We start from the raw sequence: 21,634 nt of genomic DNA, 5'->3' as shown, positions 1-21,634 counted from the left end.
AAGCTAAGGGAGCGCGGGGAGGTCCCAGGTTACGCCAGGGCAGCCCTGGTCCTGCAGCAGCCGGTTGATGGTGCTGAAGGGCCGGGAGCCGAAGAATCCGCGCGACGCCGACAACGGGCTGGGGTGGGCGCTGGACACGACCGCCGCGCCCGGTAGGAGGGGCCGGACGCTCTCCGCGTCCTTTCCCCACAGCACCGCCACCAGCGGCGCCGGGCCGCCGTCGGACGTGCGCCGGCCGGCCACCGCGGTGACTGCCGCCGTCGTGATGGCCTCCCAGCCTTTGCCCCGGTGGGAGCCGGCTGCCCCGGCCCGGACGCTCATGACCCGGTTAAGCAGCAGGATCCCCTGGCTGGCCCAGGCGGACAGGTCGCCGTGGACGCGCGCCGGAAGGCCGAGGTCGGACTCAAGCTCACGGTAGATATTGGCCAGGCTCCGCGGGATGGGCCGGGTCCGTCCGTCAACGGCGAAGGACAGGCCGATCGCATGGCCCGGCGTCGGGTAGGGGTCCTGGCCCACTACCAGGACTTTCACGCCCGCCAGCGGCTGCCGGAAGGCGCGCAGAACGTTCGACGGCGCCGGCAGCACCTGGTGCCCCGCGGCAACTTCGGTGGCCAGGAAGCGCAGGACACTGCGCAGTTCACTCTCCACCGGGCCCAGCGCCTCCGCCCAGTCGGCCGCCATCAGCGCAGTGAGCGGCAAGGCGGCCATCTCGGCAAAGCCCAGGGCATCCGCCGGGTCCGCCGCCAGTTCGAAGAGCGCGTCAGAATCAAACACGCTCCCATTCTCGCAGGGTTGCCGGCCGCTGCATCCGGGGCGCAAATGACAACGGTGTTATTCACGCCGTAGCATGGGGAGGAGATTTTGAAACTTAACCGGTGATTCAGCGAGACCAGCGAAAGGGTGTGCCGTGGCGGAACCTGCTCGCGAACACATGCCGGAGCCGGAAGAGCGCGGCTCTTTGCTGGCGGATTTTACGCTTCGTGACTCCCCCCTGAGCGAGCGAGACCAACAGATGCTTGCGCTGGAGCGGCAGTGGTGGAAGTACGCCGGGGCCAAGGAACAGGCCATCAGGGAGCTGTTCGATCTGTCCGCAACGCACTACTACCAGCTGCTCAACGCCCTCATTGACACCGAAGCTGCACTGGCCCACGACCCCATGCTGGTCAAGAGATTGCGTAGACTACGTACGTCGCGTCACCGGGCACGCACTGCACGACGCCTGGGTTCCGACGCCTGACCACGCTCGTGCTGAGCCATCAGCAGCAATCAACAAGGACGTCTCCCCACCATGACCAAATACGCTCGGGATGAATTCGACAAGGTTCCGGAGTCCGCCTCGCGGCAGGGCGTCCACCGTGCGGCATCGGCGCCGGCCCGCCGCAAGCTGTGGCCCATCCTTGCTGTGGGGATTGTGGCATTGGCCATCGGAGTGGTGTCCTTCCTGATCCTTCCCAAGCTCGGGTTCACCCAGGCCGGCAGCGAAGCCTCCACCAGCCTGGAATCAACCGCGGCCTCCGAGGCAAGCACGGCACCGTCCGTCACCGCTCCATCTTCCGCAGACCCGGAGCCCTCGAAGAGCCCGGACGCCGGGCCCAGCGCTTCGCCCAGTAACGTCCCCTCCGCAGCTGTGCTGGACAAGACCCAGGGCATTGCCATCTACAACGCGGCAGGTACGGCCGGGCTCGCCGGACGCATCAGCTCGATGGTCCAGGCCGATGGCTGGACCCTGGGCCAGGTGGGAAACTGGGGCGGCGCTCCGCAAAAGACATCCGCAATCTTCTATGCAGGCCCGGCGCAGAAAGCCAACGCAGAAGCAGTCTCCAAACTCCTGAACATCCCCACGCTGGTGGAGACCCAGGAATTCCAGGTGCCGTTGGTTGTTGTCCTGGGGCCGGGCTACCAGTAACGCCGCGCGGTCACGCCTGAATAACTTTTGGGCACCGGAGCGGCCGTGTGGCTCGGCCCGCCGGATGGCTTGTCGCTAGAGTGATTTCAGGCTTCGGTCCGTAACAAGCGGCACACTTCCGACGGGGACCGACGGCACGACGGAAAAGAGCGGACATCATGGCATTGGGAACGGTTAAGTGGTTCAACGCCGAAAAGGGCTACGGCTTTATTACGGTGGACGGCTCCGGGGACGATGTCTTTGTGCACTGGTCGGCTATTGAGGGCGAAGGTTACCGGGCACTGGATGAGGGACAGCGCGTGGAGCTTGAAGTCGGTGAAGGCGAGAAGGGCCCGCAGGCAGAAAACGTCCGGCCCGCGCAGTGATCTCCCGCAGCTTGCGTTCAACAATCGTCCGCACGACCACAGGGGCGGCCCTCCTGCTGGCCCTGGCCGGCTGTGCCGGAGCCGGCGGCGGCGGCGCCCGCGTTGAATCCGCTGAAGCATCCGGTGACGGCACGCTGCGGATCGGGCTGATCCAGGACAGCACAGGGAAGCAGGCCTTCCTCAACGACTCGCAGCTCGCCGCGGCCCAACTGGCAATCAAGGAAATCAATGCGGCCGGCGGCCACAAGGGCAGGCCCGTAGATCTGGTGGTGGGCGCCGGTGATGGTGCCGACGCCCAGGCCAGGAGTCTGGCCTCAGCCAAGGTTGACGCGGTCATTGGACCCACGGATTCGAGTCACGCCGCCGCTGCCATCGACGTCCTCGCGGCGGCCCGCGTGCCGCTCGTCTCGCCTGCAAACTCCGCTGCCGGCCTGTCCCGCTACAAGAGCGGCGGCTATTACTTCAGGACGGCCGCGGCGGACGTAGCCCAGGCATCGGTGCTGGTGAAGCTGGCCAAGGACGGCGGCGCCAAGAGCCTGGCCGTGGTCCACCAGGACTCCAGCTACGGAAAGGACGTGGCTGCCGCGGTGGCCGGCGCCGCCAAAAACGCCGGCCTGGAAACTGTCTCCACCACCGCCTTCAAGCCCGGCGCCGCCGGGAACGCCGCAGCCGCTGCCAAGGCCGCCACTCCTGACGCTGTAGTGCTGATCGCCAGGGACGACGCCCAGGGCGCCATCGCAGAGCTCAATAACGCGGGACTTTCGGGCAAGAGCATCATCCTGAGCGACGGCGCCTTCGCCCAGTACGGTTCGGGACTTGGATCCAAGGCGCTCGAAGGTGCACGTGCAGTGGTGCCGGGCCTGTTGCCGTCTGCGGACTTCCAGGCCCGTCTTGTGTCGGTCAACCCTGCCCTGAAAGACCTTTCGTTCGCCGCGGAGACCTACGACGCCGTGAACCTGGCGGTCCTGGCGGCAGCCAAGGCTGACGACGACGCCGGCCGCTCCATCGCCGCCAACCTGATCGCCGTCTCCGGCGGGACAGGAGGCGGGCAGCCCGCCGCGCAGGCCCCGGGCCCGGCCACCAAGCCGTGCCTGTCCTACACCGACTGCCTCGCGGTCCTGAAGACCGGGGCAGGCATTAACTACGACGGCGAATCGGGGCCGGTTGCCTTCGACGCCAACGGTGACATCACGACGGCCAACTACATGGTGTTCACCTACGGCGCAGACAACAGGGCAGTTCTCAGCGGCCACGAGGCGGCAGGCCGGGCCACGGGCTGATCGCCGGTGGCGAACGGGCCGCCCTGACAGGGCGATTTACGGGACCTTTCGCTTGCACTCTCACCTAGGGAGTGCTAATTATTGAGTTAGCACTCATACGTACCGACTGCTAAAGCAACGTCCGGTTTGACCGGAATCGGGGCTTGGCGGCGGTCGTGGAGCGAGAGAAATACCTAGCTGGAGTGAGATCCCCAGCCGCGGCATACAGAGGCCGCCGGTGAAGGATCGTCCGTCGCGGGCACTGCAGTGAGGTTCATTCTTAACGACTGTCCCGAAAGGACTACTGCCGTTATGGCCAAGATCATTGCATTTGATGAAGAGGCACGCCGCGGTCTTGAGCGGGGCCTGAACATCCTCGCCGACGCCGTCAAGGTCACCCTCGGCCCGCGTGGACGCAACGTCGTCCTCGAAAAGAAGTGGGGCGCCCCCACGATCACCAACGATGGTGTTTCCATCGCCAAGGAGATCGAGCTGGACGACCCTTACGAAAAGATCGGCGCCGAGCTGGTCAAGGAAGTTGCCAAGAAGACGGACGACGTCGCTGGCGACGGCACCACCACGGCTACCGTGCTGGCGCAGGCCCTGGTCAAGGAAGGCCTGCGCAACGTCGCGGCCGGCGCTGACCCGCTGTCCCTCAAGCGCGGCATCGAGAAGGCCGTAGCGGCCGTCACGGTTGAGCTGCTGGCCTCCGCCAAGGAAATCGAAACCAAGGAAGAGATTGCGGCAACTGCCTCCATCTCCGCCGGTGACGACGAAATTGGCGCCCTGATCGCTGAAGCCCTGGACAAGGTGGGCAAAGAAGGCGTCATCACCGTCGAGGAATCCAACACCTTCGGCCTGGAGCTCGAGCTCACCGAAGGCATGCGCTTCGACAAGGGTTACATCTCCGCGTACTTCGTTACCGATACCGAGCGCCAGGAAACGGTCCTTGAGGACCCGTACATCCTGATCGTCAACTCCAAGATCTCCAACGTCAAGGAACTGGTTGCTGTCCTGGAAAAGGTCATGCAGTCCAACAAGCCGCTGCTGATCATTGCCGAGGACATCGAGGGCGAGGCCCTGGCCACCCTGATCGTCAACAAGATCCGTGGCACCTTCAAGTCCGTTGCCGTCAAGGCTCCGGGCTTCGGCGACCGCCGCAAGGCCCAGCTGGCCGACATCGCTGTACTCACCGGTGGCCAGGTCATCGCCGAGGAAGTCGGACTCAAGCTGGAGACCGCCGGACTGGAACTCCTGGGACGCGCCCGCAAGGTTGTTGTCACCAAGGACGAGACCACCATCGTTGAAGGTGCCGGCGACGCCGACCAGATCGCTGGCCGCGTTTCCCAGATCCGTGCCGAGATCGAAAACTCCGATTCGGACTACGACCGCGAGAAGCTGCAGGAACGCCTGGCCAAGCTGGCCGGCGGCGTTGCAGTCATCAAGGCCGGTGCCGCAACCGAGGTTGAGCTCAAGGAACGCAAGCACCGCATTGAGGACGCTGTCCGCAACGCGAAGGCTGCTGTTGAAGAAGGCATCGTCGCCGGTGGCGGCGTTGCGCTGATCCAGGCCGGCGCCAAGGCGTTCGCGAACCTGAACCTGACCGGTGACGAAGCAACGGGTGCGAACATCGTCCGCGTTGCCATCGACGCCCCGCTGAAGCAGATCGCCTTCAACGCCGGCCTCGAGCCTGGCGTTGTTGTCGACAAGGTCCGCGGCCTGCCTGCAGGCCACGGCCTGAACGCAGCAACCGGCGAATACGTCGACCTGCTGGCTGCCGGCATCAACGACCCCGTCAAGGTAACCCGCTCTGCCCTGCAGAACGCGGCTTCCATTGCCGGTCTGTTCCTCACCACCGAGGCCGTTGTGGCCGACAAGCCGGAGAAGAACGCTCCGGCCATGGGTGGCGGCGACGACATGGGCGGTATGGGCGGCTTCTAGTCCCCAGCGCCCGGACCACGTTCCGCGCAAACCATAATGCGGCCCCCTCCACTGGAGGGGGCCGCATTTGTTTGCGCTACTTGCGGGCCGTGGCCAGCATTCCTTCGACTTCCTTCTTGAACGCGTCGGCGGCCGCCTGCGGAGTCAGCCGGTCGTACAGGACTTCATCGGTGAACCGCTTGATGACGTTCTGGACGCTGCCGGCACCCACCGGCGGGACGGGAGGCGCGTCGGCGATGTCCGGCGCAATGTCCTTCAGGAAGGCCACCACGGTGGTGTCAGCCGGCTTGAGGGCCGGTGTGATGCCCTCGACGATCCCGGAGTTGCCGGGGACTCCGCGGTCTGTCATAAGGATGGCGCCTGCCGCGGGGCTGTTGGCCAGGTAATTGATAAAGGTTGCGGCGGCTTCCGGATGCTTGGACCGTGAGGACGCGGACCAGAACATGGTGGGCTTGTAGTACATGCCGTTGTCCGCAGACTGCCCGTCGGGGCTGGGGGCCCGGAGCATCTTGATGCTGCTGCCCGTGGTGGTTTCCAGCGATCCCAGCTGGTTAGTCCACCACCAGGCCATGCCTACACGGTTGGTGCCGAACAGGCTCTCCTCAAGGCCTGCGCCGGAGTCCTCAGTGGCCACCGTGGCCGGCGGGCTTGCCTGGGAATCGCGCTGTTCCTTCAGCCGTTCCCAGAACGAAGCGGCCGTAGCGGTGTCGAAGTCCAGTTTTCCGTCCTGGGAGTAGAGGTTCTCGCCGTGCTGCCGAAGCCAGATGATGAGGTCCGCCTCGTTGCTGCCATAGGCTGCGCCGTAGCTCTTCCCGTCACCGGCCGCGCTGAGTTTCGCGGCGGTGTCCATGAAGTCGTCCCAGGTCCAGGTGGTGTCGTCGGGGACAGGCACGTTTGCTGCCTCAAAGACCTTGGTGTTTGCCATGATGACGTAAGCGTTCTTCCCGGTGCTCAACCCGTACTGTGCGTTGTCGTATTGGCCGGACGCCAGTGATTCCTTGTCCAGCGTGGAGGTGTCGATCCCGCCCTGTTTGGCCAGGTCCAGCAGCGCCCCGCGGCCGCCGTACTCGGCGATGTATTTCTGGTCCATCTGGATGACATCCGGTGCGTCATTGGCAGCGGTCGTGGTGGCCAGTTTGTCCCAGTAGCTGGCCCATTCGCCCGGCTCGGATTCGATCTTGATGTTGGGATGTTCCGCCTCGAACGCGTCGATGACCCGCTCTGTTTGCGCGTTGAGGTACTCGTTGCCCCACCAGGCGAACCGCAGGGTGACTTCGCTGCTTTCGCTGGAGCCGGCGGGTGCACCGCAGCCTGTGGCGAGCAGTGAGACAGCGACGGCGACGGCGCCGAACTGGAATCTCCTGCGGCTAATGGTCCGAATCTTCATTGATGTGCCTTCCTCAAACGGGTGGAGGTCCACCCAGCGCGTGTCCCGTGACGGCGTCGGTGCCGGCGCGAAGCTTCAGCTGAGAAAGCGCTTTCCCGGCCAGGATTCCGATTCTGCCGCGCTTCGACTTCGGCGTCAAGGCTTTTCGGTAAGCGGTTTCCCGCATGCTGGCTGAACCGGTTGCCGGCGCTGTCTGGCAGGATGGTTAGGTGACAATTACTGCAGCGGCCGACGGTTCGGCTCTAGGAAATCCCGGCCCGGCCGGTTGGGCCTGGTATGTGAACGACGACTGCTGGCGCGCCGGGGGATGGCCGCACGGCACCAACAACCAGGGCGAGCTGATGGCCGTCCTGGATCTGTTCCGTGCCACCGCCCATGTCCCGGAGCAGGACCTGAGGGTCCTGTGCGACAGCCAGTACGTGATCAACTCCATCACAAAGTGGATGCCGGGCTGGAAACGCAAGGGCTGGCGGAAGGCCGACGGAAAACCCGTCCTGAACGTGGAGCTGCTCAAGGAACTTGACCGGGAAATCGCCGGCCGGAAATACACGTTTGAATGGGTCAAGGGCCACGCAGGCCACGACCTCAATGAGGCAGCCGATGTCCGCGCGCGTGCAGCCGCCACCGCGTACCAGCAGGGTGTGGCAGCGCGTTCAGGCCCGGGCTTCGCGGGAGCCCCGACAGCGGTTGGCCCAGCAACTGATAGCCGGGTTGCCGTCAGCCCTGGGGCCGGCGCCGCACTGGCCGGCCCCGATGCCGCCACTGCAGCCAGCCTTCAGTCCGCCACCACTGCCGGCGGTGCTGGCTTCGACGGTCAGGGCTCGTACGGCCAGGTCCTTATCAACCAAGGCCCCTACGAGGAGCCGGACCTCTTCAGCGAGCTGGAAAGCGACTCCTTCATCCCGTCGGAGTCCGCCGGGGCCGAGATGATCCCCGAAGCGATCGTCGAGGCCCTCGAACGCGAGTTGTCGGGCCCCGACATCCGTGGCGACATCGGCCGCACGGGCGTCCTGCTGCACCCTGATTTTATGGAGATCGGAGCCTCGGGCAGGGTATGGACCCGTGACGCCACGATGATGGCATTGGAAGAGGAACCGGTGCAGCACACTGAACTGGAGATCCTGGGTGCGGACCGCATCGGCACCAGCGCGATCCTGCTGACGTGCCGCAGCTATTCGCGCTCAGGCACGGCTCTCCATAGCTCACTGTGGGTCTTGGACGGCAACAGATGGCGGCTCCGGTTCCGCCAGGGGACGCCTGAGGCGTAAAGGCCATTTCGGCTGGGGACTCAGCTGAAGCGCTGGGTGTTGCCCTGCTCGGCCTGGGCGTAGGTGGATGCTGCTGATGCCAGGGCCATGTTGATGGATGCCAGTGATGCCTCCACCTTGCCCTGGGTGAGTGTCCACTCGGTCACCAGGGCCTGGAAGTTGTTGGCAGCCGAGCCCCGCCAGGTGGACTGCAGTTCGTCCAGGCCGCGCTTCATGGCCTGGACGTCCGAGCTGATCCGGTCCACGGTTGCCTTGACGTTGGCCGACTTCAGCTGGAGGAGTTCGGTGTCGACGGAAATGATGCTCATGGCGTGCTGCCTCTCGAAGTAGTGGGACAGCATCTGCTGCCCGCCCGGCTGCTCCGGGCCACTACTGCGAGCCTACGGACGGGCACTGCCCGCACGCCACGCTCGATGGCTATATGTGGATAACCTTGCCATCTCCGTGGCCTCCGTCCAGGGGATCGCCATCCTGCATGGCCGTCGCGCCCGCGTGGGCTTCCCCGAGGTGGTCATCCCCGGCGTGAGCCTCATCGGTGGCGTCGTCCCGGACCGGCAGGCTGACCACCAGCGTGGCGCCGCCGCCGTCGGTCTTTTCCACCCTGACGGACCCCCCGTGCGATCCCACGATGGCCGCGACAATCGCGAGCCCCAGGCCGCTGCCGCCGGTCTCACGCGTCCGGGACGTGTCCGCGCGGTAGAAACGCTCGAACACCTTGGATGCGTCCTCTTCGGAGATGCCGGGGCCGTGGTCACGGACCTCGATCACCGCGAGCGGCTGCCCGCCGTCGGAGGCACGGACCCCGACGGCTAGTTCGATCGGGCTGCCGTCCGGGGTGTAGCGCAGGGCGTTCCCCATGAGGTTACCCACCACCTGCCGCAGTTTTGCTTCGTCACCGAGCACCGGCGCGGGGGCGGCGGCCGGGCTGTCACCAAGGCCGGTCAGGGAGATGGGGCGCGAGCGGTCGCTTGCCTGCGTGTCCACCACCGCATCGTGGGCAATCAGCTGCAGGTCAACGGGCTTTTGCTGTAGCGGGCGCTGTTCGTCCAGGCGCGCCAGCAGGAGGAGGTCCTCCACCATGGAGCCCATCCGTTTGGCTTCGCTTTCGATCCGCCCCATGGCCGTGGCCACGTCCTCGTCGGTGGCCAGCGCGCCGTGGCGGTAGAGCTCGGAGAAACCCCTGATGGTCACGAGCGGGGTACGCAGCTCGTGGGAGGCGTCGGCCGCGAACCGGCGCATTCTGCCTTCGGAGGCTGTCCGGGCGGCAAAGGCCGTCTCGATGTGCGCCAGCATGGCGTTCAGCGAGCTGCCGAGCCGCCCCACTTCAGTGCCGGGATTCTCGACGTCCACACGCCTGGAAAGGTCGCCCGCGGCGATGGCGGCTGCGGTCTTTTCCACCTTGGCCAGCGGACGGAATGACCGGGACACGGTCCAGCTGGCGATCAGGGAGGCCAACAGCAGGGTGAGCAGGCCGACGCCGGTGACCACCAGGGTGGCGTGCTTGAGGACATCATCCACGCTTTGCAGCGGCAAGCCGATGACAACGACGGCGGGACGGCCGACATAGAGCACGGTCACCGCCACCACCCGCCAGTTCTGGCCGTCCGTGCCCCTGACCTGGTACGGGCGGGTTCCCCGGTTCTGGGCGTCCTCAACGGAGATGGTTGCGATGTCGGGGTGGTCATCCGGATCGCCGCCCAACAGCTGGGGGCTCTCACCAGGGGTGTAAAGGATCAGCGAGTAGTCAGAGGGGACCATCGGGTTGGTGGGTGCCTGCAGCTGGGTGAACGAGCGCTGCTTGCTGGCGAGGTCGACGGCAGCGTACAGCTTGTCATCCACCTGCGCCTGGAGGTAGCTGTGCAGCAGCGTGAGCGTGCCGGCGCCGGTTGAAGTCAGCGCAACAATCAGCAGTGCCATGATCATGGCCACCAGCTGGGACCTCAACGAGGCCGATTTCCACCGCTGCAGCAAGGTCAGCGCTTCTCTGCCGTCCGGAGCACGTAGCCCACTCCGCGTTTGGTCTGGATCAGTGCCGGTGCGTCCGGATCAAGGTCCACCTTGCGCCGGAGGTAGGAGATGTAGGACTCCACGATCGAGGCGTCGCCGTTGAAGTTGTACTCCCAGACGTGGTCCAGGATCTGGGATTTCGACAGCACGCGGTTGGGGTTCAGCATGAGATACCGGAGGAGCTTGAATTCCGTGGGGGACAGTTCGATCACGGTGCCGCCGCGGCGCACTTCGTGGGCGTCGTCGTCGAGCTCCAGGTCGTCCACCCGGATCACGGCGTCGTCGTCGTCGAGCAGGGGCTGCGTGCGGCGCAGGACGGCACGGATGCGGGCCACTACCTCGTCCAGGCTGAACGGCTTGGTGACGTAGTCATCCCCGCCTACTGTGAGGCCGGTGACCTTGTCCTCAGTGTCGTCCTTCGCCGTGAGGAACAGGACCGGAAAGTGTTTACCCGAAGCCCGCAGCTTGCGGGTGACGGTGAAGCCATCCATGTCCGGCAGCATCACGTCCAGCACAGCCAGATCCGGCGCGTGGAGCTCGGCGGCGGCCAGCGCGTCACGGCCGTTGGCGGCAGAGACCACCTCGAAGCCTGCGAAGCGGAGCGAGGTGGACAGCAGCTCGCGGATGTTGGGCTCGTCATCAACAACTAGCAGCTTGGCTTCTGGGCCGGTCTTCTTCATGCTCCCATCATGCTCCCAGAAACTGTGAGTTTTCTGGATGGATGGTGGGTGTTCCATGGGGAGCCCGCCGTGGCATGGCCATCCCAGCGCCGGACAGGAACACCGGGTGCCGTTAGACGGCGCCGACATCCTTGGCGTCCATGATCCGGTAGGCATAGCCCTGCTCTGCCAGGAAGCGCTGTCGCTTGGCCGCGAAATCCTGGTCCAGGGTGTCACGGGCCACGAGCGAGTAGAAGCGGGCCGCCCGGCCGTCCTTCTTGGGGCGGAGCAACCGGCCCAGCCGCTGGGCTTCCTCCTGCCGCGACCCAAAGGAACCGGAGACCTGGATGGCCACCGAGGCCTCGGGCAGGTCGATGGAGAAGTTGGCCACCTTGGAAACCACCAGCGTGTTCACGTCGCCGGCCCGGAATGCATCGAAGAGCTTCTGCCGTTCCTTGACGGACGTATCGCCCTTGATGACGGGAGCCTGCAGGCGCTCGCCGATCTCGTCCAGCTGGTCAATGTATTGCCCGATCACCAGCAGCTGCTCGCCCTGGTGCCGGGCCACCAACTGTTCCACGATCAGGGTCTTGGACTCGGACGTGGCGCACAGCCGGTATTTGTCCGCGTCCTCGGCCATGGCATAGGCCACGCGTTCGTCCCGGGGCAGGTCAATGCGGACCTCCACACAGTCCGCGGGGGCGATGTAGCCCTGGGCTTCGATGTCCTTCCAGGGCGCGTCGTACCGTTTGGGCCCGATGAGGCTGAAGACCTCGCCTTCGCGGCCGTCCTCGCGGACAAGGGTGGCGGTGAGGCCCAGCCGGCGCCGGGCCTGCAGGTCCGCGGTCATCCTGAAGATCGGCGCCGGCAGGAGGTGCACTTCGTCATAGATGATCAGGCCCCAGTCGTGGCCGTCCACCAGCTCCAGATGCGGGTACAGGCCGCCGCGTTTGGTGGTGAGGACCTGGTACGTGGCGATGGTGACCGGACGGACCTCCTTGACCGCGCCCGAGTACTCGCCGATTTCGTCCTCCGTCAGGGACGTCCTCTTGAGCAGCTCGTCCTTCCACTGCCGGGCTGCCACCGTGTTGGTGACCAGGATGAGGGTTGTGGTGGAGCTCGTGGCCATGGCCGCGGCACCCACCAGCGTCTTGCCGGCCCCGCAGGGCAGCACCACCACGCCGCTGCCGCCGGCCCAGAAATTCTCGGTGGCGAGCTGCTGGTACGGGCGGAGCTTCCAGCCGTTCTCGTTCAAGGCGATCAGGTGGGGGGTGCCGTCCACGTAGCCGGCCAGATCCTCCGCCGGCCACCCGATTTTCAGGAGCAGCTGCTTGAGCTGGCCGCGCTGCGAGGAGTGGACCACAATGGTTTCGCCGTCGATCCGCGGCCCCAGCAGGGGCTGGATTTTTTTGGCCCGGATGACCTCCTCCAACACCGGGTAGTCGTCCGTGCGCATCACCAGGCCGTGCTGGGGGTCCTTCTCCAGCCGCAGCCGCCCGTACCGGGACATGGTCTCTTCGACGTCGATCAGCAGCGAATGCGGCACGGGGAACCGCGAGTATTTGAGCAGCGTGTCCAGGACCTTCTCCGCGTCCAGGCCGGCGGCGCGTGCGTTCCACAGGCCAAGGGGCGTCAGGCGGTAGCTGTGCATATGCTCCGGGGCGCGTTCCAGCTCGGCGAACGGGGCGATGGCGTGGCGCGCCTCGGTGGCCAGTTCGTGGTCCACTTCGAGCAGGATGGTTTTGTCACTTTGGACGATCAGCGGGCCGTCGTTCACGCGGGGCAGTCCTTCACTGGCGCAGTTCTTCTGCGGCCTCAATGTCGATAATGCGGTGGATGGAGAGCACGCGCTCGGTTTCCTTGGCAGGATCAAAGACCCTGACGCGTCCGCCGTTTACGGAGAGGGGAACAACTGTCTCCAGGCAGGAATTCCCCTGGCTGTCCACCACGTTCATGCTCACGCGCTGCTTGAGCCGGATAGCCCGTTGCAGCGTTTCCAGCCCAAGCTGGGTCGCAGCTTCGCCGGAGCCAGCCACGGGGCCTGCGTGGTTTCCGGAGGCTTCGGCCCGCCTGTTCCGCAGGACGGCCAGCTGCGCGGCGACGTCGTCCTCCGCGGGTGCGGTCCGCGGCGCCGTATAGACGGGGCGGGCGCTGCCGGGAACATGGTTGGTGCGGCGGAGCCGGACAACTCCGGGCTCGGCCTGGTCCACCGACGGCGAGAGGCCCAGTCCGCGCAGGACCTGGGCTGTTTCCCGCGGCGGAGCGGTGGAAATCAGGACCGTGGGCGCAATGCGGGCCAGCCCCAGGCCGGCCGCTTTGGACTCCGCCGCCAGCTCCAGCACGGTTGCCTCGTCATCGCTTTGGATAAAGCTGGCGGCCATTCCCACCCGGAGCCGGCCGTGCCGGGATGCGGTGTCCTCCACCAGGTATTCCAAGGGCTGGGGCACGGCCGTGGCCGAATGCTCACGCAGGAACTCCAGCAGGCTCGACGCGTCATGCCCGGCGTCCAGCGCCCGCCGGACCGAGTTGGCGGAGAACCGGTAGATAGTGGCGGGCCCGTGCCCCTCGGCGTCGGCCATCACCAGTAGCTTTTCGGCCAGCTCCGGAGCCAGGTATCCCGGGGCAACTGCGGTCAGGTCCGCCTGAAGCAGGACGTGGTTCAGTGCCGCAGGCAGATGCTCGCCCAGGATGCCCAAGGCTTCGTCAGGGTTGTCTTCGGCAATGGCGCTGCCCAGCTGGCTCAACGCACCGGAGCCGATCAGTCCGAGCAGCTCCGCTTCCGCGAGCACACCCCTGATCAGGGAACTGAACCGGCGGGCCATCCGCGGCTGCGTCCATTCAGCCCGCTGGAGGACGGCCGCAGCATCCAGGACCGGTGCCGTGCCGTCCGCAGCGGCAGCCTCCTGGGTGAGTTCCTCCAGGATTTCCAGGATCCGCTTCCGGACCACCGGGGCGTCCGGCCGCTGCGCCTCTGCCGAAAGGGCATTTACGGTGTTCCCCGCCAGGGCGCGGTGCGCGGCGGGAACGCCGCCGGGGCCGTTAGCGGGCTGACCCACCAGTGAGGGCACACGCTCGCTCGCGAGCCAGGCGTTGACCAGCCACAGCCACTGCTCCTGGCGGGGGAGGGACAGCCACTCCAGCTGCGGGGGCTGCACCCACGAAGACGAGTCCACATCAAGGCGCAACAGACCGGCGAGGGCGCTGACCTCCAGCAGCAGGCCCGCCCGGTGCTGGTCGATGCGCAGGGTCTCGGCCAGCCGCTTCATTTCCCGGACACCGACGCCGCCGCTGCGCAGAGTGGCCAGCGGCTGTTCGCGGACGGCGTGGAGGAGGTCACCCACCAGCCGGAGGGTTTCAGCGATGGCGCCCAGCGCCGCGTTCCGGCGAAGCGCAGCGGTGGTGCTGCCCAGCTCCGGAACCGGCGGGGACAATGAGAAGTCATTGATGATAGCGCCGCCGCGCAGGGACAGCCCCACACTGTGCGGCAGTTCCACATGCGCAGCGTCCAGGGGGACCAGGAGGCCGCGGGCCAGGAGCCAGTCAACGGGCCCGACGTCGGCGCCCTGGTTCGAGACCGACGCTTTCCGTTGCGCCTGGGGGACGGCACCCATGGCCCAGTTGCGGAATTTGGCGAGCAGCGCCGTCGTGCGTTCCGGGGCTCCGGCCAAAGCGGCGCTGAGCGCCTCGGGTGAGGATGTCCAATGCTGCAGGGCGAGGGCTGCCTCCATAGGTGTGGTGGCGTTCTGGATGGAGACGCCGCTGCGGTGCAGCTCGGCGACCAGCTGGACTACACGCTGGGCGAACGCGGGCTGAAGCCTGACCAGTTCGGTGTAGCTGCGACCGAGGCCCGCAGGATAGATTCCTACCACGTCTTTGAGGCTTCCCACCGGCAGGTAGTAGCGCTGCCGGTGGCCCGAAACAGCCGTTCCATGCGGCGGCTCTGCCCGGTGCACCAAGGCCAGTTCCTGGAGCGAGGCCAGGATGCGTTCCAGCGCCGCCACCGTGGATCCTGCAATGAGTTTCCGGATGCCCGCCGCCGAGGCGCTGTGTTCGGTGTCCGTGTTGGTGCACAGATGCAGGGTTTCCAGCACCTGCATCTGTGGCCTGTTAAGCCGCTCGAGCGCGCGCTGGACGCTGACCCGCGCGCTTGCCCGGGCGGCCAGGGCGGAAAAGTCAGGAACTGCAGGGGACATAAGGTCCGGCCGCGCTGCGAAGAGCGCCCGCAACGAGTCATCGCTGCGTGCTTCCAGTTCTTTGCTGAGAGCGCGGATAAGGGACATCAGTCCAACGTTACCGCCCGCCGGACTTTCCTGCCCGGCGCCGGCCCGCCACGCTGTCCAGCACCAGGAAAAGCATCAGCAGGAAGGCAACAGGCAACCCGTACAGGGCAGTGGCGGTAACCCAGGCCGGAGCAGCGGTGCCTGCGAAGGCCAGCGCCATGACGGCTCCCACCGCCACGAGGGAAAGCATGGCAACAACCGCTGCGCAGATCATCAGTGGGCGCCGGTATCGCGAGGGTGTCATGCAGGCAACGCTAACAGCCGGGCGGCCGGTGGTGCCGCCACAGGCAGCCGTGAGCGGCGGGCACACAGCCGCAGGCAGGCGGCAGGACGAAGGGTGCGTGAAAGCAGGATTCCGGCCCCCGGCAGGATAACCTTGAAGAACAGACCAACACGGTCCGTCGCTGTCATACCCTGAACCCGCACATCAGTGCGGATGCGGTGACGGCCGGCCGTGTCAGAAGACGTCAGAACGAAGAAGGTTGATTACGTGCCTACCGGCAAGGTCAAGTGGTATGACAAGGAAAAAGGTTTCGGATTCCTCGCAGGCGAGGACGGCCAGGAAGTCTTCCTGCCCAAATCATCGCTGCCCGAAGGCATCACGGAACTGAAGGCCGGCACCCGGGTTGAGTTCGGCGTTGCCGACGGCCGCAAGGGTGCCCAGGCCCTGGGCCTGCGCGTCCTGGACAAGACCCCGTCCATCGCCAAGGCCAAGCGGCCCAGCGCCCGCGACCTCGCGCCGCTGGTCCAGGACCTGGTCAGCGTGCTGGACAACCTCTCCGGAACCCTGTCCGCGGGCAAGTACCCGGAAGGCAACAAGGGAAAAGCCATCGCGGCTGCCCTCCGTAAGGTTGCCGACGAGCTGGACGTTTAGGTCTTGGCCATGAACGCGGAAGCTGAACAGCCGGACACCAAGGCAACGGAGACGGCTGGCCCCAAGACCGAGGCCAAGCGCCGCGCCGGCGTGCCCGTGTGGCGTACCGGGAAGCCGGATGCCTTCCTCGCTGCCGCTGTTGGCGAGGCGCGGACCGCCATCGAAGGCATCGCGGCGGCGTCGGACATCGGTGCGCACCTGGCGGCCAAGAGCGAGGGCGACCGCCTGGTCACCCACCTCTTCGAATCGAAAATGGCCGGATACCACGGCTGGCAGTGGTATGCGGTCCTGACCAGGAACTCGCGCTCCAAGGTGGTCACGGTCAGCGAGCTTGGCCTCCTGCCGGGCGAGGAGTCCATCCTCTCCCCGGAGTGGGTGCCGTGGGCCGAGCGTGTCCGCCCCGAGGACGCGCAGTCGGCAGAGGAAGACGAGCCGCGCGCTGCCGAGGCTTCCGCTGCGGAGCCGGACACTTCGCACGCCGAAGCTGACACCCCCGGGTCCGAGGACCCGGACGAAGAATCCGAAGACTCCGAAGACGACGAGCCCGCCGGCGAGGCTGACTAAGCAGTTGCCAATGCGCAGGGTTAAGAACCAAGAAGGCCGGCACTGATGTCCACCTTCAAATCCCTGCACATCCTCAACTACCGGATCTGGTTCCTCGGCGCGCTGGTTTCCAACATCGGAACCTGGATGCAGCGGACGGCCCAGGACTGGCTGGTGTTTGACCACCTCACCGATCACGACGCCGGGGCCATGGGTATCACCATGGCGCTGCAGCTGGGGCCGCAGCTCTTCCTTGCCCCCGTGGCCGGCCTCGTGGCGGACCGGTACAGCCGCCGGCAGCTGCTCATCATCACCCAGTCAATGATGGCTCTCCTGAGCGCCGGCCTGGGCATCCTCGTGGTGCTCGGAGCCGGCCAGCTGTGGCACGTCTACGGCTTCGCCCTGCTGCTGGGCATGGTCTCAGCCCTCGATGCCCCGGTGCGGCAGACCTTTGTTTCTGAACTGGTGCGGGACGACTACCTGCCCAACGCCGTGGCCCTGAACAGCGCCTCCTTCAATGTCGCCCGGATGATCGGGCCCGCCGTGGCCGGTGTCCTCACCGTGGCGGTGGGTCCCGGCTGGGTGTTCCTGATCAACACCTTCACGTTCCTGGCCATGCTCCTGAGCCTGTGGAAGATCCCGACGGCGTCCTTGCGGCAGCTTCCCCGGGCGGCTCCGGGCAAGGGCCGGATCCGGGAAGGGCTGCGCTATGTGCGGTTCCGGCCGGACATTGGGGTGGTCCTGGTGGCCGTGTTCATCGTGGGAACACTCGGCCTTAACTTCGTGCTGTTCATCGCCGCGATGGTGGGCACGGAATTCGGGCTGGACGCCAGCGCGTTCGGGCTCATGAATTCCATCATGGCCATCGGTTCCGTGGCGGGCGCGCTGCTCTCCGCCGGCCGCGGCAAGCCCCGTTTGCGGATGATCTTCGGCGCGGCGGCCGCCTTTGGGGTGACCTCGGGACTGGCCGCGCTTGCCCCGGACTACTTCTGGTTCGGCGTGGCGCTGGTGCCGGTGGGCCTGTTCGCAATCACCATGATGACCAGTGCCAACGGCTATGTCCAGACCACCACCGATCCCGTGATGCGGGGCAGGGTCATGGCACTGTACATGGCCATCTTTATGGGCGGCACACCCATCGGTGCCCCACTGGTGGGATGGGTGGCCAACGTCGCCGGCCCCCGGTGGTCGCTTTCCGTTGCGGCCGCCTCCGGGATCATCGCCGCGGTGATCGGAATGATCTGGATCATCCGCGCCCAGCGGCTCCGACTCACTTTCAACCGGCGCGCCCGCGGCCTGCGCTACTTCGGCGTCGTCTCCCACCTGGGCGTCCAAAACCTGGGCGTCCAACAACCGGAGGACAACGCAAACGGCGCCGCCCGGGACGAAAACCCGGGCGACGCCGTCGGACGCTGACAGCCGGCGCCACCACAAGACAGCGCGAACGGACACTGGGCCCGGGCCCCAAGTGTCCATTCGCGAGGGTGGTCTACTTGCGCAGTTCGCCCACCACGTAGTCGATGCTTGCCAGCAGCGCGGTGACGTCAGCCGGCTCGATGGCAACAAACGTGGCGATCCGGAGCTGGTTGCGGCCCAGCTTGCGGTACGGCTCGGTGTCCACGATGCCGTTGGCGCGGAGCACCTTGGCGATCGCGGCGGCGTCGATGGAGTCGTCGAAGTCGATGGTGGCGATGACGTTGGAACGGTCCTCCGCCTTGGCCACGAACGGCGTGGCGTACTCGGAGGCCTCGGCCCAGGAGTAGATCCGGCCGGCGGAGTCAGCGGTGCGGGCGGACGCGAAGTCCAGGCCGCCGTTGGCGTTCAGCCACTGCACCTGCGCGTCGAGGGTCACCAGGGTGGAGAGCGACGGCGTGTTGTACGTCTGGTTCAGCTTGGAGTTGTCGATGGCGGTCTGGAGGTCCAGGAAATCCGGGATCCAGCGGCCGCTGGCCTTGACCCGGGCGGCGCGTTCCAGCGCGGCGGGGGAGAAGAGACCCAGCCACAGGCCACCATCGGAGGCGAAGTTCTTCTGCGGGGCGAAGTAGTAGACATCGGCCTCGGAGACGTCCACGTCCAGGCCGCCGGCTGCGGAGGTAGCGTCCACCAGGACCAGGGAACCGGCGTCGGCGCCCGCGACGCGCTTGACCGGAGCCGCGACACCCGTGGAGGTTTCGTTCTGCGGCCAGGCGTACACATCCACGCCAGCCTCGGCGGCCGATACCGGACGGGTGCCGGGCTCGGACTTGATGATGGAGGAGGCGTCCAGGAACGGTGCCTTGTTGGTGGCTGAGGCGAACTTCGAGCCGAACTCGCCGAAGGACAGGTGCTGGGCCTTCTTTTCCACCAGGCCGAAGCTGGCGACGTCCCAGAATGCGGTGGAGCCGCCGACGCCGAGGACCACTTCGTAGCCTTCGGGGGCGCGGAAGAACTGGCTGAGGCCTTCACGGACGGAGCCCACGAGGTTCTTGACCGGAGCCTGGCGGTGGGAGGTGCCCAGGATGGTCTTGGACGCCGCTGAGAGCGCTTCGAGCTGCTCCGGCCTGACCTTGGAGGGTCCTGCGCCGAACCGTCCATCCTTTGGCAGGAGGTCGGCGGGAATAGTGATGCTGGTTTCGCTCACGGGGGCTCCAATTTCGGCATGGACGTGGCTCACGTCCGGGCGGTGGGGTGGCCGGTAGTCGGCGGTGACTGCATAAGGACCTTCTTTATTCTGCCTGAACCCTCGATTGGGCGGGGAACCGGGGCCGTCATAGTCCGGCCAATGAGACCGTTTGCCCCCGCCCGAGCATTATCCAGACAAATTCAAAATAGGCTAAGCTTTTTAGCGGACCTCGCCGCTGAGCGGGACGCGATACGGTGGGACAACGCAAGGTACTGCGCTCGAGGAGCTGAGCTGGATGACGGATCTGATCGATACTACGGAGATGTATCTTCGGACCATTTTGGAGCTTGAAGAAGAGAACATCGTGGCTCTTCGCGCACGCATCGCCGAACGGCTGCGGCATTCCGGACCCACGGTGTCCCAAACCATCGGCCGGATGGAGCGCGACGGACTGGTTGTGGTCTCCGGAGACCGTCACCTGGAGTTGACCGAGGCCGGGCGGAAACGCGCTACGGAAGTGATGCGCAAGCACCGGCTGGCGGAACGGCTCCTGGCGGATGTGATTGGCCTGGACTGGGCCTATGTCCACGATGAAGCGTGCCGCTGGGAGCATGTGATGAGCGAACGCGTTGAGCAGCGCATCTACGAATTGCTCAACCACCCCACGGATTCTCCCTACGGCAACCCCATCCCCGGGCTGGCCGCCCTGGGCGGGCCGGCGCCCGCGCTGCCGGACGCCACTGTGATTAATCTCCTTGATGCGATGCAGGGCTACGGGCCGGCGTCGAACGTGACAGTCAGCCGGCTGGCTGAGCCCATCCAGGTGGAACCTGAGCTGCTGGTCCAGCTGGATGAAGGCGGGATCAGGCCCGGTGCCACGGTGTCCCTGGAGCGCGTAGGGGAGTACATCTCCGTGCGGGTTCCGGGAATCGAAGGGGCGCTCGAGTTGCCACCGGAAGTGGCATCCCACGTCTTCGTTTCCGTCAGTTGACGGGTAGGCGGTCCGCCGCGAGGAGCCGCGCCGTAGCCCAGCGACGCAAGGTTCCGCAAAGATAACGGAATTGTTACTGTCCAAGTTAATCACCTATAGTTGAACCTCAGCGTCGATACAAAAGCGTTACCTGATCTGGAGCCGAGCTCTGCCAGCGGATCAGGTGCATCAGTCACCAACTGGCAGAGGCGGGGGAACCACAACCGGTAGTCGTAAGACTGCCTTGGGGTTAAGTCCGTCAGCAGCAAGCCTCTTCCAGCGAAGGATCCTCACGGGATATCCCTGCGCCAAAGTGCTTGTCACGGCGGACCGGGTCTATGAACTCTCTGACCCGAATCCGACAGCTAACTTCGCAGGCTACCCAGAGAGGAACATTCTTGACCACGCAATACTCCAGGGGCCGCCGTCGCGCGGCGGGTCCCGTCTCGGCGCCCAGGGTGGCCGAGGATCTCACCGCGGAGAGGCCCCGCGACCCGCAGCGGGAAGCCCGCCGCCGCCGGGGGCCCTTCCGGCAGATGACGGATTTCGCCGCCGCCAGTGGCCTCGGCCAGAAGGCCGGCATCGCCTTGGCAGCAACAGGCCTGGCTCTCACCGTAACGGTTCCTGTGACGGGCCCCGTGATGGCCACTCCGGCACCCGGCCAGGCTGCATCAGCCGTTTCCGCTGCTCCGCAGCCCGAAGTGACCGCGGAAGCCGCCGCCCAAATTGATTTCAGCCGTTCGTCCGTGGTGACCCAGGGTGATCCCGACGGCAAGCTGAAGCAGCTGTTGAGCGCCCAGTCCGCGGGATCCATTACCCGCGCCGCCTCTGCCGGAAGCCTTGGCTCGCCGCTGGCCCAGCTGATTACGGCCTCACCCTTCGGGTTCCGGGTCAGCCCGATTACCGGCGGCTCCGGCGACTTCCACCGTGGCCAGGACTTCGTGGCACAGTGCGGAACCTCTGTCCTGGCCGCTGCCAGCGGTACCGTCACCTTCGTTGGCTGGCACCAGTACGGCGGCGGCAACCGCGTGGTGGTGGATCACGGCAATGGCCTTGAAACCACCTACAACCACCTCTCCTCAGCCAGCGTCAAGGTAGGCCAGACCGTCAGCCGCGGCGATGTTGTTGCCCTCAGCGGTACCACGGGCGCGTCCACGGGCTGCCACCTCCACTTCGAGGTCCAGGTCAATGGCGAAGTCGTTGACCCCACCGGCTGGCTCTGACCCAAATGATGGCCAACTCTCGAATCGCAGCGACGTGCCGTGACCTGAATGTGACATTGGCTCGGAACTCCTGTAACGTCTAAAGCGCGTCAACTTTTCCGAAGTTGACGTTCTTGAGTGGATTGCCTAGCTCTGCCACCGCTCAAGGTCCGTTCGCATGACATCGTCTGGCAGGGGCGGGGGAACCAATTTTGGTCTTCGATTCTGAGGGCCTTGGGGTTAAGTCGCAAAGCTTCCACTGTGAAGCAGCGCGGCCGGGTGACTCCCATCCGAATCCGACAGCTCACCTCGCAGGCATTGGGAGAGGCTACCTTCGTGTCTTCACGCCATACTTCTGCGCGTCACCGCGC

Annotated in this window: 20 protein-coding genes and 2 riboswitches; of the genes, 11 read left to right on the top strand and 9 right to left on the bottom strand. The window is 66.0% G+C overall.

The genetic code is table 11. The features are described from left to right. Positions 1–3: 3 nt before the first annotated feature. Complete coding sequence (locus tag NFC73_RS12440) at positions 4–774, bottom strand: uracil-DNA glycosylase (RefSeq protein WP_254750617.1); 771 nt, start codon at positions 772–774, stop codon at positions 4–6. 133 nt (positions 775–907) lie between these two features. Between NFC73_RS12440 and NFC73_RS12435 the strand changes: the two genes are divergently transcribed. The 5 genes from NFC73_RS12435 to groL all read left to right on the top strand — a co-directional run bounded on the left by NFC73_RS12435 (position 908) and on the right by groL (position 5,471). Further along, positions 908–1,237: a DUF3263 domain-containing protein gene (locus NFC73_RS12435; protein WP_058929987.1), complete on the top strand. Its 330-nt coding sequence runs from the start codon at positions 908–910 to the stop codon at positions 1,235–1,237. A 51-nt stretch (positions 1,238–1,288) separates the two neighbouring features. Continuing rightward, entirely contained in the window at positions 1,289–1,906 is a 618-nt protein-coding gene (locus tag NFC73_RS12430) for a LytR C-terminal domain-containing protein (protein WP_254750615.1), read from the top strand. Positions 1,907–2,064: 158 nt separating this feature from the next. Beyond that, positions 2,065–2,271, top strand: coding sequence for a cold-shock protein (locus NFC73_RS12425; protein WP_141139551.1), 207 nt, complete (start codon positions 2,065–2,067; stop codon positions 2,269–2,271). An 11-nt stretch (positions 2,272–2,282) separates the two neighbouring features. Next, positions 2,283–3,551: an ABC transporter substrate-binding protein gene (locus tag NFC73_RS12420; RefSeq protein WP_254750613.1), complete on the top strand. Its 1,269-nt coding sequence runs from the start codon at positions 2,283–2,285 to the stop codon at positions 3,549–3,551. 291 nt (positions 3,552–3,842) lie between these two features. Beyond that, positions 3,843–5,471 carry a chaperonin GroEL gene (gene groL / locus NFC73_RS12415; RefSeq protein WP_058929984.1) on the top strand — a complete coding sequence of 543 codons (1,629 nt, stop codon included), beginning with the start codon at positions 3,843–3,845 and terminating at the stop codon, positions 5,469–5,471. A 76-nt stretch (positions 5,472–5,547) separates the two neighbouring features. On the opposite strand, the gene NFC73_RS12410 is transcribed toward groL, so the two are convergent. Next, the gene (locus NFC73_RS12410; protein ID WP_254750611.1) at positions 5,548–6,858 is read right to left on the bottom strand and encodes an ABC transporter substrate-binding protein; all 1,311 of its coding nucleotides are present in this window, start codon (positions 6,856–6,858) and stop codon (positions 5,548–5,550) included. A gap of 209 nt (positions 6,859–7,067) precedes the next feature. Between NFC73_RS12410 and NFC73_RS12405 the strand changes: the two genes are divergently transcribed. Next, positions 7,068–8,126, top strand: a complete 1,059-nt coding sequence (locus tag NFC73_RS12405) for an RNase H family protein (RefSeq protein WP_254750609.1) — start codon at positions 7,068–7,070, stop codon at positions 8,124–8,126. 20 nt (positions 8,127–8,146) lie between these two features. Here NFC73_RS12405 and NFC73_RS12400 read toward each other — a convergent pair whose 3' ends face one another. The 6 genes from NFC73_RS12400 to NFC73_RS12375 all read right to left on the bottom strand — a co-directional run bounded on the left by NFC73_RS12400 (position 8,147) and on the right by NFC73_RS12375 (position 15,316). Further along, positions 8,147–8,434, bottom strand: coding sequence for a WXG100 family type VII secretion target (locus tag NFC73_RS12400; protein WP_056347304.1), 288 nt, complete (start codon positions 8,432–8,434; stop codon positions 8,147–8,149). Between the two features lie 109 nt (positions 8,435–8,543). Then, positions 8,544–10,097 carry a sensor histidine kinase gene (locus NFC73_RS12395; protein ID WP_254750607.1) on the bottom strand — a complete coding sequence of 518 codons (1,554 nt, stop codon included), beginning with the start codon at positions 10,095–10,097 and terminating at the stop codon, positions 8,544–8,546. Between the two features lie 2 nt (positions 10,098–10,099). After that, positions 10,100–10,813 carry a response regulator transcription factor gene (locus tag NFC73_RS12390; RefSeq protein WP_254750604.1) on the bottom strand — a complete coding sequence of 238 codons (714 nt, stop codon included), beginning with the start codon at positions 10,811–10,813 and terminating at the stop codon, positions 10,100–10,102. Between the two features lie 112 nt (positions 10,814–10,925). Next, positions 10,926–12,569, bottom strand: coding sequence for a DNA repair helicase XPB (locus NFC73_RS12385; RefSeq protein ID WP_141139555.1), 1,644 nt, complete (start codon positions 12,567–12,569; stop codon positions 10,926–10,928). Positions 12,570–12,582: 13 nt separating this feature from the next. Beyond that, complete coding sequence (locus tag NFC73_RS12380) at positions 12,583–15,072, bottom strand: helicase-associated domain-containing protein (protein ID WP_254750602.1); 2,490 nt, start codon at positions 15,070–15,072, stop codon at positions 12,583–12,585. Positions 15,073–15,082: 10 nt separating this feature from the next. Then, complete coding sequence (locus NFC73_RS12375; protein WP_254750600.1) at positions 15,083–15,316, bottom strand: hypothetical protein; 234 nt, start codon at positions 15,314–15,316, stop codon at positions 15,083–15,085. A 246-nt stretch (positions 15,317–15,562) separates the two neighbouring features. Between NFC73_RS12375 and NFC73_RS12370 the strand changes: the two genes are divergently transcribed. From NFC73_RS12370 to NFC73_RS12360, 3 genes are read left to right on the top strand one after another with little or no spacing between them, the layout of a single operon-like run. Beyond that, positions 15,563–15,946, top strand: a complete 384-nt coding sequence (locus NFC73_RS12370; RefSeq protein WP_056347308.1) for a cold-shock protein — start codon at positions 15,563–15,565, stop codon at positions 15,944–15,946. Positions 15,947–15,955: 9 nt separating this feature from the next. Continuing rightward, the gene (locus tag NFC73_RS12365) at positions 15,956–16,510 is read left to right on the top strand and encodes a DUF3027 domain-containing protein (RefSeq protein ID WP_254750598.1); all 555 of its coding nucleotides are present in this window, start codon (positions 15,956–15,958) and stop codon (positions 16,508–16,510) included. Positions 16,511–16,555: 45 nt separating this feature from the next. Continuing rightward, the gene (locus NFC73_RS12360) at positions 16,556–17,905 is read left to right on the top strand and encodes an MFS transporter (protein ID WP_254750596.1); all 1,350 of its coding nucleotides are present in this window, start codon (positions 16,556–16,558) and stop codon (positions 17,903–17,905) included. A 73-nt stretch (positions 17,906–17,978) separates the two neighbouring features. Here NFC73_RS12360 and serC read toward each other — a convergent pair whose 3' ends face one another. Continuing rightward, on the bottom strand, positions 17,979–19,109 hold the full coding sequence (gene serC / locus NFC73_RS12355; protein WP_254750594.1) for a phosphoserine transaminase: 1,131 nt from the start codon (positions 19,107–19,109) through the stop codon (positions 17,979–17,981). 277 nt (positions 19,110–19,386) lie between these two features. Between serC and NFC73_RS12350 the strand changes: the two genes are divergently transcribed. Continuing rightward, positions 19,387–20,082: an iron-dependent transcriptional repressor DtxR gene (locus NFC73_RS12350; RefSeq protein WP_254750592.1), complete on the top strand. Its 696-nt coding sequence runs from the start codon at positions 19,387–19,389 to the stop codon at positions 20,080–20,082. A 154-nt stretch (positions 20,083–20,236) separates the two neighbouring features. After that, a riboswitch (cyclic di-AMP (ydaO/yuaA leader) is annotated at positions 20,237–20,456 on the top strand. 3 nt (positions 20,457–20,459) lie between these two features. Beyond that, positions 20,460–21,284 carry a M23 family metallopeptidase gene (locus NFC73_RS12345; RefSeq protein ID WP_254750590.1) on the top strand — a complete coding sequence of 275 codons (825 nt, stop codon included), beginning with the start codon at positions 20,460–20,462 and terminating at the stop codon, positions 21,282–21,284. A 148-nt stretch (positions 21,285–21,432) separates the two neighbouring features. Continuing rightward, a riboswitch (cyclic di-AMP (ydaO/yuaA leader) is annotated at positions 21,433–21,595 on the top strand. The last annotated feature ends 39 nt before the right edge of the window (positions 21,596–21,634 follow it).

The sequence above is a fragment of the Pseudarthrobacter humi genome (assembly GCF_024294965.1).
GTDB classification, from domain to species: domain Bacteria; phylum Actinomycetota; class Actinomycetes; order Actinomycetales; family Micrococcaceae; genus Arthrobacter; species Arthrobacter humi.
Note: the sequence above shows the minus strand (reverse complement) of the source record. Positions and strands in the feature narration are given on the sequence as shown.